The organism is Staphylococcus caeli, assembly GCF_051413795.1.
GTDB lineage: Bacteria > Bacillota > Bacilli > Staphylococcales > Staphylococcaceae > Staphylococcus > Staphylococcus caeli_A.
This window is the reverse complement of record NZ_JBOIRQ010000004.1, coordinates 78,641-89,342: the sequence shown is the minus strand read 5'-3', so window position 1 is coordinate 89,342 and position 10,702 is coordinate 78,641. Positions and strand designations below refer to the sequence as shown.

Sequence of the window (10,702 nt, the reverse complement as noted above, 5' to 3'; positions counted from 1 at the left end):
ATGATTACTCCAGAAAAAAAGAAAAAGAACAAGTTCCTTCCGAATTTTGAAAAGCAATCCATATATTCATTAAGATATGATGAAATGCAAGATTGGTTGGTTGAACATGGGCAACAAAAATTCAGAGCGAAACAAATTTTTGAGTGGCTTTATGAAAAACGCGTAGACAGCATCGAAGAAATGACAAATTTATCTAAAGAACTTAGAAGCGTTTTAGAAGATAATTTCACAATGACGACGATGACAACTGTTGTAAAACAAGAAAGTCGAGATGGCACAATCAAGTTTCTATTTGAATTACAAGATGGTTATACAATAGAAACAGTGCTTATGCGTCACGAATATGGTAATTCTGTATGTGTAACGACACAGGTAGGTTGCCGCATTGGTTGTACATTCTGTGCCTCTACATTAGGTGGATTAAAACGTAATCTAGAAGCTGGAGAAATCGTTTCACAAGTTTTAACGGTACAAAAAGCATTAGATGAAACAGAAGAACGCGTATCACAGATTGTTATCATGGGTATTGGTGAACCATTTGAAAACTATGATGAAATGATGGATTTCTTGAAAATTGTAAACGATGACAATGGTCTGAATATTGGTGCCCGTCATATTACGGTATCAACATCAGGAATCATTCCTCGTATATATGATTTTGCTGATGAAGATATACAGATTAACTTTGCAGTGAGCTTACATGGTGCAAAAGATGAAATTCGTTCACGTTTAATGCCTATTAACAGAGCGTATAATGTTGAAAAATTAATGGAAGCAATTCATTATTATCAAGAAAAAACAAATAGACGTATCACATTTGAATATGGTTTATTTGGTGGTGTCAACGATCAAATCGAACATGCAAGAGAATTAGCACATCTAATTCAAAAGTTGAATTGCCACGTTAATTTAATTCCTGTGAATCACGTACCTGAAAGAAATTATGTTAAGACACCAAAAGAAGACATCTTTAAATTTGAAAAGGAATTAAAACGTTTAGGGATAAATGCAACAATCAGACGTGAACAAGGTGCAGATATTGATGCTGCATGTGGTCAATTAAGAGCGAAGGAACGAAAAGTAGAAACGAGGTAGGGACATGCTGAAAGCACATTTTTTTACTGACACGGGACAACACCGTGATAAAAACGAAGATGCAGGTGGCGTATTTTATAACCGTACAGAGCAACAGTTATTAGTACTCTGTGATGGTATGGGTGGCCATTTAGCAGGTGAGGTAGCGAGCCAGTTTGTAACCGATGAACTACAACGTCGATTTGAAGAAGAGAATTTAATCGAGGCAGAACAAGCAGAAACTTGGTTGAGAACAACTTTAAAAGCTATAAACCGTGATTTGTATGAAATGTCAGTAGAAAATCCAGAATATCAGGGCATGGGTACGACTTGTGTCTGTGCTTTAGTATTTGATAACTATGTAGTAGTTGCCAATATTGGCGATTCTCGTGCCTATTTAGTAAATCGTAGAGAAATAGAACAAATTACAAATGATCATTCTTTTGTGAATCATCTGATTATGATTGGTCAAATTACGCCTGAACAAGCGTTTACACACCCTCAACGCAATATCATTACAAAAGTGATGGGGACAGATAAGCTAGTGACGCCAGACGTTTTTGTGAAAAAAACAAAGTTTTATGACTATCTATTATTAAATTCTGATGGTTTAACAGATTTTGTGCGCGATCATCATATTCAAGATTTATTGATGCAAGCACATGACTTAGAAACAAACGGTCAAAATCTCATAGACCTTGCATTGGCAGAAGATACAAATGACAATGTAAGTTTGATATTGGCTGAGATTGAAGGTGACAGAGTATGATTGGCAAGATGATAAGTGAACGTTATGAAGTGGCGAAGAAACTTGGCGGTGGTGGTATGAGTACTGTCTACCTCGCTGAAGATACAATACTTAATCGCAAAGTAGCAATTAAAGCGATTGGCATTCCAAATGGTGAAAAAGAAGAAACGATTAAACGTTTTGAACGTGAAGTGCATAATCTTACACAGCTTTCTCACGAAAATATTGTTAATGTATTTGATGTAACTGAAGATGATGAAAATTTTTATTTAGTTATGGAATACATAGAAGGTCCAACATTATCTGAATATATTCAAAAAAATCAACCCATTGCACCAGAGACGGCGTTGAATTTTACGAATCAAATCATTGAGGGGATTAAACACGCACATGATACCAAAATTGTGCATCGTGATATTAAACCTCAAAATATATTAGTAGATAAGAACAAGACTTTAAAAATATTGGATTTTGGAATTGCTAAAGCATTAAGTGAAACGACGATGACGCAAACAAATCATGTCTTAGGAACGGTTCAATACCTGTCACCAGAACAAGCACGTGGAGAATCTACTGATAATGGAACAGATATTTATTCTATTGGTGTAGTATTATTTGAGATGCTTACTGGAGAGCCGCCATTTTCAGGGGAAACGGCAGTCAGTATTGCAATCAAACATATTCAAGATCCAATGCCTAATATTTCAGATAATCGCTCTGATGTCCCGCAAGCTTTGAGTAATGTAGTACTTAAAGCTACAGAAAAGGATAAGTCAGAACGTTATCAGTCAGTAAGAGAAATGCAAAAAGACTTGGAAACGGTATTGTCACCAAATCGTGAAAATGAAGAACGCTATCAATCGATAGATGCAAATACGAAAACAGTCCCAATAAATAAAACAGAAATTGCCAACCAAACGAGAGACGTAGATAACGGTAAAAGCATCAATGAAACAATGCAAATACCAATCGTTAATCAACAGCAATTTCAATCAAGTGAAGAACATATATATGCTGTGCCCAAAAAGAAGCGCAGTAAGAAGAAGAAATTTTTCTATTCGGTAATTATAATATTGTTACTACTTGGCTTATTTGGCTTTATAGCTATGGGTATGTTTGGAAATAAATATTTAGAAACACCAGATTTATCAGGAAAAACTGAAAAAGAAGCCGAACATATATTAGCTGAACATAAATTGCAAATGGGTAATATTTCAAGAGAATACAGTGATAAGTATTCAGAAAATAAAATTATCAAAACAAAGCCTAAAAAAGGTGAACGCTTAGAACAAGAGAGTAAAGTTGATATTGTACTTTCAAAAGGGCCCGAACTTGCAGATATGCCCAACCTTTATGGTATGTCTAAATCAGATGCTTTAGATAAATTGAAAGCATTAGGCATTAAAGATGTCAAAGTCAAACAGGCGTATTCTAAACAAAACCTTGCCAAAGGATTAATCGAATCACAAAATGTTTCTCCAGGAGATAAAGTAAAATTAAATGATGGAAATGTTGAATTGACGGAATCCTTAGGCACGAAACAGGTATATGTTGATAATTATGAAAATAAAGCATTTAAAACTGCAAAATCAGAGTTAGAAGCGAAAGGCTTTAAGGTCGTCGTTAACAAAGAAACAGAAGATGATAAAGTTAAAAAAGATAATGTAATTAGTCAATCTCCTAAAGGTGAAGAAGTAGATGAAGGTTCTACAATTACATTTACTGTTTCTAAAGGTGCACCAAAATCTGATGAATCGGACAAAGATGATGATAAAGCTAAAGACGACGAGCCTGAGACTAAAGCTTATACAGAAACTTATCAGGTGAAATATACTGGTGAAGATGATGAAAGTCAGGAAGTTAAAGTATACATTAGAGATAAAGATAATGATGGCACGTCAGAAGCACAAAGTTTTAAGATTAAGAATGATAAAACGATTAAAATACCAATGACAATCGAAAAAGGTAAAACAGCAGGTTACACTGTGCGTGTAGACGATAAAATTGTAGCTGATAAAGATATACCTTACTAGTGTCATTCCTTAAAGCAATATCAATATAGCACCCTCTCAATTGAAGTAATCAATTGAAAGGGTGTTTTATTATGCTTATAGCATTTTATAATGTAGCTAATAGTTGAAAGAAGCTAATTTGTAATGATTAATATTTTTGAAAATAGCAATTGGCATGACACTTTATTAATATCAAATTGAATCTTCTAAATAAAGTACACTATTTTTAAGCGAAATCGTTTCAAATGATATTTAAATTAAAAATGCTTTGCTATAATATAAAGAGTAAAAGTATTTCAAAGAGAGGTGCCTAAGTGAAAACAGGACGCATCATAAAATCATTAAGTGGCGTTTATCGTGTTGATGTAAATGGTGAAATGTATGATACGAAACCACGTGGATTATTTAGAAAAAATAAATTTTCACCTATTGTTGGTGATGTAGTTGATTTTGAAGTTGAAAATGTAACAGAAGGTTACATTCATCATGTACATGACAGAAAAAATGAAATCAAACGACCACCAGTAAGTAATGTTGATCATCTTATATTAGTGATGAGTGCAGTAGAACCAGATTTCTCTACACAATTATTAGACCGTTTCTTAGTTATTGCACATTCATATCATATGCGCCCGCGTATTCTTGTGACTAAAAAAGATTTGGCATCAGCTGAAAATCAAGAAAATATTGAATCATTATTAAATGTTTATGAAAAAATGGGATATCAAACGCAATTCATTGGTATGAATGATGATGTTGAACAAGTATTTTCGAATTGGGGAGAAGGTCTAGCAGTATTAAGTGGGCAGTCAGGCGTAGGGAAATCCACATTACTAAATAAATATTTTCCAAATTTAAATATAGAAACACAACACATTTCAAAGGCGTTAAATAGAGGTAGACATACGACACGTCATGTAGAACTTTTTGAACGCGCAGAAGGTTACATTGCGGATACACCTGGATTTAGTGCGTTAGATTTTGATCATATTCAAAAAGATGAAATTAAAAACTATTTCATGGAACTACATGAATATGGGGAATTATGTAAATTTAGAGATTGCAATCATATTAATGAACCGAAATGTAATATAAAAGTTGAACTTGAGAAAGGGAATATTGCTCAATTTAGATATGACCACTATCTTCAATTATTTAATGAGATTGCAAACAGAAGGGAAAGATATTAAGTGACAAAAGTTTATCCATCATTATTATCTGCAGATTTTTTGAATTTAGACAAAGAATTAAAAGCATTAGAGGCTGCTGGCGTCGATGGCGTTCACTTTGATGTTATGGATGGTCAGTTTGTACCCAATATATCAGTCGGTATACCCATCCTTGATGCAGTGCGTAAAGGGACTACATTACCGATAGATGTTCATTTGATGATTGAAACACCAGAAAAATATGTTGCGTTATTTGCAGAACATGGCGCGGATATGATTTCCGTACATGTTGAAGCGACACCGCATATTCACAGAGTTATAGAGCAAATTAAAAATGCAAAAGTCAAAGCAGGGGTAGTTATCAATCCTGGAACACCCGTGGATGCGATTAGACCTATATTAAATATGATTGATTATGTATTAGTCATGACGGTTAATCCTGGATTTGGTGGTCAAACATTTATTGAAAGTTGTGTCGAAAAGTTAGACCAATTATATGCATTAAAACAAAGATTAGGATTAGATTTTGAAATAGAGGTAGATGGTGGAATTAATGACCAAACAGTTGAAACGGTTGTAAGCCACGGTGCAACGATGCTGGTAGCGGGATCATACTTTTTCAAACAAGATGATTATCAACATGCAACTCAAATATTGAAAGGTTGACAATTATGAAAGCCAATTTATTATGTGGTACTAGAAATTTACCGGAAGATGTGTTGATTAATAATAAAGATGCGCATTGGATAGGAATAGATAGAGGGACGTTAATCCTTTTAGAGGCAGGTATTAGACCTCAATTTGCAGTGGGTGATTTTGATTCTATTACACAAGCAGAAAAATCTTATATAGAACAGCGAATTGAAATTAACCCATATCAAACAGAGAAAGATGATACTGATTTAGCATTAGGTGTTGCGCAAGCCGTTAAAAGTGGCTACAAAATAATTGATATCTATGGTGCAACTGGTGGTCGATTAGATCATTTCATGGGCGCTTTGCAAATATTAGAGAAACTAGATTATGCAAAGTTAAATATCGAAATCAGGCTCATCGATGCATCTAATGAGATTAGTTTTTTAACTGAAGGAAGGCATCATATTAAAAATCACACAATGTTTCCGTATATTTCATTTATACCTGTCGTATACCCAACGACAATTTCTTTAATTGATTTTAAATATAATCTTCATAATGAAACGCTCAAACAGGGCTCTACCCTAACAATTTCCAATGAACTCAATGAAACACAAGGCATTATAGATATTTCAGAAGGAAGCGTATTGATGATTCGCAGTAAAGATAGTTAAACGTAAAAAAGACCAGTCCTCCACATAAGGACTGGTCTTTTCGTGCATTATATTTATTAAACTCTAGTTACTTTACCAGATTTTAAAGCACGTGCGGAAACCCAAACTTTTTTAGGTTTTCCGTCTACAAGAATTCTAACTTTTTGAAGGTTAGCATTCCATCTTCTTTTAGAAGAATTTAAAGCGTGTGAACGATTGTTTCCAGTTGAAGCTTTACGACCTGTTACGAAACATTGTTTGCCCATGAAAGTACCTCCTTTAATAAATATAAATACACGTATCTACTACATACTTGAATAATGTACCATAAATTGAAATTGATAGCAATATTATGGTGAAAATTTTCTAGTTTATAAGGGTTTTCCTTTTGTTAAAATAAAATTATGGTATAATTGTAAACTGTGGATAAATATAGTATTTTTTTATTAAGACAATTGTAAATAATTGTTTGTTAAACGTGGTTTATAATAAAACCATAAACTTAGGAGGCCCATTTTATGACATTAGAAATCACAAATGATTATGGTAGTATTGATATTTCCAACGAGGTAATCGCATCAGTTGTGGGTAGCAAGGCAGTAGAATGTTATGGAATTGTAGGTATGGCTTCTAGACAACAAGTAAGAGATGGAATCGCTGAAATACTTGGACATGAAAATTACGCCAAGGGTATCGTTGTGCGAGAAAATAAAGGAGTCATCGATGTAGATATGTATATTATTGTAAGTTTTGGAACTAAAATTTCTGAAGTTGCAAGTAATGTACAATCAACTGTGAAATATACATTAGAACAAACATTAAAAATAAAAGTAAATTCAATCAATATATTTGTACAAGGTGTGCGCATTCATAATGGCACGAAAAACTAGGAGGACATGACGCAATGGTAAGCAAAATAGATGGTAAATTATTTGCCGAGATGATTATACAAGGGGCACAAAATTTATCAAATCATGCAGACTTGGTGGATTCATTAAACGTATATCCAGTACCAGATGGTGATACTGGCACGAACATGAATTTGACAATGACATCTGGGAGAGAAGCAGTAGAAAGTAACTTATCTCAACACATTGGAGAGCTTGGTAAGACATATTCTAAAGGATTGCTAATGGGCGCTAGAGGAAATTCTGGGGTCATCTTATCACAATTATTTAGAGGCTTTAGTAAAAATTTAGAAGATTATGATGTGATCGATGCAAAACAATTTGCTGAAAGTTTTAAAGCGGGTGTTGATACGGCGTACAAAGCAATCATGAAACCAGTTGAGGGGACAATTTTAACTGTAGCTCGTGACGCGGCTGATGCAGCAATGCGTAAAGCTGAAGAAACGGATGATTGTATAACATTAATGACTGATATTCTTGAAGCAGCAGAAATCTCACTTGAAAATACACCAAACTTATTACCAGTATTAAAAGAAGTAGGTGTTGTTGATAGTGGTGGTAAAGGATTAGCTGTCGTTTATGAAGGTTTCTTGAAAGCTCTAAAAGGAGAAACTGTATCTGCTAAAGCGCCAAAATTAGATAAAGATTCATTAGTTAATGAAGAACATGATTTTCATGGTGTGATTAACACAGAGGATATCGTTTATGGTTATTGTACTGAAATGATGGTTCGATTTGGCAAAAATAAAAAGTCATTTGATGAACAGAGTTTCAGAGAAGATATGAGTGCATTTGGTGATTCTTTACTTGTCATCAATGACGATGAAATAGTGAAAGTCCATGTGCACACTGAAAAACCAGGTGATGTATTTAATTATGGCCAACAATATGGTGAGCTAATCAAATTGAAAGTTGAAAATATGCGTGAGCAACATCGTGAAGTTGTGAAAAAAGCTAGTGATAGCCACAATGCAAATCAACCGGAAGCGCCATCTACAGTAGAAACGGCAGTAATTGCTATTTCAATGGGTGAAGGTATATCACAATTGTTTAAATCTATGGGTGCAACGCATATGATTAGTGGTGGTCAAACTATGAATCCATCTACAGAAGATATCGTGAAAGTCATTGAACAATCGCAATGCAAACGCGCTATTATACTTCCTAACAACAAAAATATATTGATGGCCAGTGAGCAAGCTGCAGATATCGTAGAGGCAGAGGCTGTCGTCATTCCGACGAAGTCAATACCTCAAGGTATCGCTGCGCTATTCAATTATGATGAATCAGACTCACTTGATGCTAATAAATCACGTATGGTGGAATCTTTACAAGCTGTGCGTTCTGGTTCAGTTACGTATGCAGTACGTGACACAAAAATTGATGGTGTTGAAATTAAAAAAGACGCATTTATGGGCTTAGTTGAAGATAAGATTGTAACTAGCAATACGGATCAATTTGAAACAACAAAAGGTTTACTCTCAGAGATGATTAATGAAGATAGTGAAATCATAACGATGATCGTCGGTGAGGACGCGGATGAAGCAGTGACTTCAAATATTGAAACATGGTTAGAAGAAACTTATCCAGAAGTTGAATTAGACCAACACGACGGTCAACAACCAGTTTACCAATATCTATTTTCAGTAGAATAATTGTACAATATAATTTAAAGACTGATACAGGCTGGGACATGAATTGTCTCAGCTTGTTTTGTTGCGTTATAAGCTATGTTGAATTGTACATTGATTATGAATTTATATGCTCTTCGTTTCAAATTATAAGAAATTTGGGGAATCAAAGATTGTTAGCAACATTATTTTACGTTAAATCAAAGTAAGCCAACCAGTTTGGGTTTATAATGTTTCGTGAACTTGTTATAATAAATGAGATGTTTAAATAATGAAAGCGCAACACTTTAGAAACATTAAAAATAAGAGTGGGGTATAATTATGAAATATAAAACAGTCTTCGATATTATCGGTCCTACAATGGTAGGTCCATCGTCTTCTCATACTGCGGGGGCAGTGAGAATTGGTTTAGTCGCAAGAGACTTATTTAATCAGTTACCAAAACAAGTTGATATATATCTTTATGGATCATTTATGGAAACATATAAAGGACATGGTACGGATGTTGCACTCGTAGGCGGTTTACTTGGTTACGATACAGACGACGACCGTATTCAAACGAGTTTAGAAACAGCAGAAGAAGTTGGCATGAAAGTTAATTTTATAGAAATGGCAGAAGAACGTTCGCATCCTAATACAGCTATTATTAATATGCGTGATGGGGAAAAAGAAATTTCTGTAGAAGGTGTGTCAATCGGTGGCGGCAAGATTGAAGTCGTTGCAATTAATGGATTTAATATAGCGATTAGTGGCAATTATCCAGCACTGCTCGTCTTTCACAAAGATACATTTGGCACGATTGGTCGCGTAGCTAATATTCTTGGAGATTCTAGTATTAACGTGGGTAGTATGCAAGTTTCGAGAAAAGAAAAAGGCGACCAAGCATTGATGACTTGTGAATTAGATGACGCTGTGAATGACGAAATTATAGAGAAAATTAAAAACGTCGATGGTGTAGTGACGGTTTCACTCATGGGAGACGCCTAATGGAGGTATTGCATGTTTAAAAGTGTGAAAGAATTAATAGAAATGTGTGAAGCACAAGATAAAAAAATTCATGAAATTATGTTAGAACAAGAAATGGAAGTTACTGGTTTATCAGAAGCTGAAGTTTACGCACATATGGATAAAAATTTACAAACGATGGAAAATGCACTCGATGAAGGCTTAGCAGGTGTTACGTCTACGACTGGTTTAACAGGTGGAGATGCTGTGTTAATCAAAGAATATTTAAAAACAGGTAAATCACTTGCCGGTCCAACATTATTAGATGCAGTAAGTAAAGCGGTTGCTACGAATGAAGTTAATGCAGCTATGGGTAAAATTTGTGCAACGCCTACTGCCGGATCAGCTGGTGTTGTACCAGGTGTATTATTCGGATTGAAACCGCGTTTAGAACCAACACGTAAAGATATGTTGAATTTCTTATTAACGTCAGGTGCATTTGGTTTTGTCGTTGCAAATAATGCTTCGATTTCCGGTGCAGCTGGTGGTTGTCAAGCTGAAGTCGGTTCTGCAGCAGCAATGGCAGCAGGTGCGACTGTTGAATTAGCTGGTGGTACGCCACAACAATCAGCAGAAGCTTTTGCAATTTGTTTGAAAAATATGCTAGGTTTAGTATGTGATCCAGTAGCTGGTTTAGTAGAAGTACCTTGTGTTAAGAGAAATGCAGCTGGCGCTTCTAATGCGATAGTATCTGCAGATATGGCATTGGCAGGTGTTACTTCAAGAATCCCAACAGATGAAGTAATCGAAGCGATGTACAAAATTGGCCAAACGATGCCATCAGCATTGCGCGAAACAGGTCGTGGAGGTTTAGCAGGTACACCTACAGGTCAGCGCCTAAAACAAGAAATATTTGGTGATTAATT

Annotated in this window: 11 protein-coding genes; 10 read left to right on the top strand and 1 reads right to left on the bottom strand. The window is 34.9% G+C overall.

All coding sequences use genetic code 11. The features are described 5' to 3' along the window. From rlmN to ACSULM_RS03750, 6 genes are all read left to right on the top strand, one after another. Positions 1–1,095, top strand: a complete 1,095-nt coding sequence (gene rlmN, locus ACSULM_RS03775; RefSeq protein WP_436853661.1) for a 23S rRNA (adenine(2503)-C(2))-methyltransferase RlmN — start codon at positions 1–3, stop codon at positions 1,093–1,095. 4 nt (positions 1,096–1,099) lie between these two features. After that, positions 1,100–1,843, top strand: coding sequence for a Stp1/IreP family PP2C-type Ser/Thr phosphatase (locus tag ACSULM_RS03770; RefSeq protein ID WP_436860700.1), 744 nt, complete (start codon positions 1,100–1,102; stop codon positions 1,841–1,843). Then, a complete protein-coding gene (pknB, locus tag ACSULM_RS03765) occupies positions 1,840–3,855 on the top strand; it encodes a Stk1 family PASTA domain-containing Ser/Thr kinase (protein ID WP_436860698.1) in 2,016 nt (671 codons plus the stop codon). The genes ACSULM_RS03770 and pknB overlap by 4 nt, the downstream gene beginning before the upstream one ends. A 293-nt stretch (positions 3,856–4,148) precedes the next feature. Continuing rightward, positions 4,149–5,024, top strand: a complete 876-nt coding sequence (gene rsgA, locus ACSULM_RS03760; RefSeq protein ID WP_436860695.1) for a ribosome small subunit-dependent GTPase A — start codon at positions 4,149–4,151, stop codon at positions 5,022–5,024. After that, positions 5,025–5,669, top strand: coding sequence for a ribulose-phosphate 3-epimerase (rpe, locus tag ACSULM_RS03755; protein ID WP_436860694.1), 645 nt, complete (start codon positions 5,025–5,027; stop codon positions 5,667–5,669). 5 nt (positions 5,670–5,674) lie between these two features. Further along, the gene (locus ACSULM_RS03750) at positions 5,675–6,313 is read left to right on the top strand and encodes a thiamine diphosphokinase (protein ID WP_436860692.1); all 639 of its coding nucleotides are present in this window, start codon (positions 5,675–5,677) and stop codon (positions 6,311–6,313) included. 56 nt (positions 6,314–6,369) lie between these two features. Here ACSULM_RS03750 and rpmB read toward each other — a convergent pair whose 3' ends face one another. After that, entirely contained in the window at positions 6,370–6,558 is a 189-nt protein-coding gene (gene rpmB, locus ACSULM_RS03745; RefSeq protein WP_002483503.1) for a 50S ribosomal protein L28, read from the bottom strand. 252 nt (positions 6,559–6,810) lie between these two features. Between rpmB and ACSULM_RS03740 the strand changes: the two genes are divergently transcribed. The 4 genes from ACSULM_RS03740 (at position 6,811) to sdaAA (ending at position 10,700) form a co-directional block, all read left to right on the top strand. Then, positions 6,811–7,182 (top strand): Asp23/Gls24 family envelope stress response protein, encoded by a 372-nt coding sequence (locus ACSULM_RS03740; RefSeq protein WP_436860689.1) that lies wholly within the window; start codon positions 6,811–6,813, stop codon positions 7,180–7,182. A 14-nt stretch (positions 7,183–7,196) separates the two neighbouring features. After that, the gene (gene fakA, locus ACSULM_RS03735; RefSeq protein ID WP_436860686.1) at positions 7,197–8,855 is read left to right on the top strand and encodes a fatty acid kinase catalytic subunit FakA; all 1,659 of its coding nucleotides are present in this window, start codon (positions 7,197–7,199) and stop codon (positions 8,853–8,855) included. A gap of 297 nt (positions 8,856–9,152) precedes the next feature. Beyond that, complete coding sequence (gene sdaAB, locus ACSULM_RS03730) at positions 9,153–9,818, top strand: L-serine ammonia-lyase, iron-sulfur-dependent subunit beta (protein WP_436853669.1); 666 nt, start codon at positions 9,153–9,155, stop codon at positions 9,816–9,818. 12 nt (positions 9,819–9,830) lie between these two features. Further along, entirely contained in the window at positions 9,831–10,700 is an 870-nt protein-coding gene (gene sdaAA / locus ACSULM_RS03725) for an L-serine ammonia-lyase, iron-sulfur-dependent, subunit alpha (RefSeq protein ID WP_069995621.1), read from the top strand. Positions 10,701–10,702: the final 2 nt, after the last annotated feature.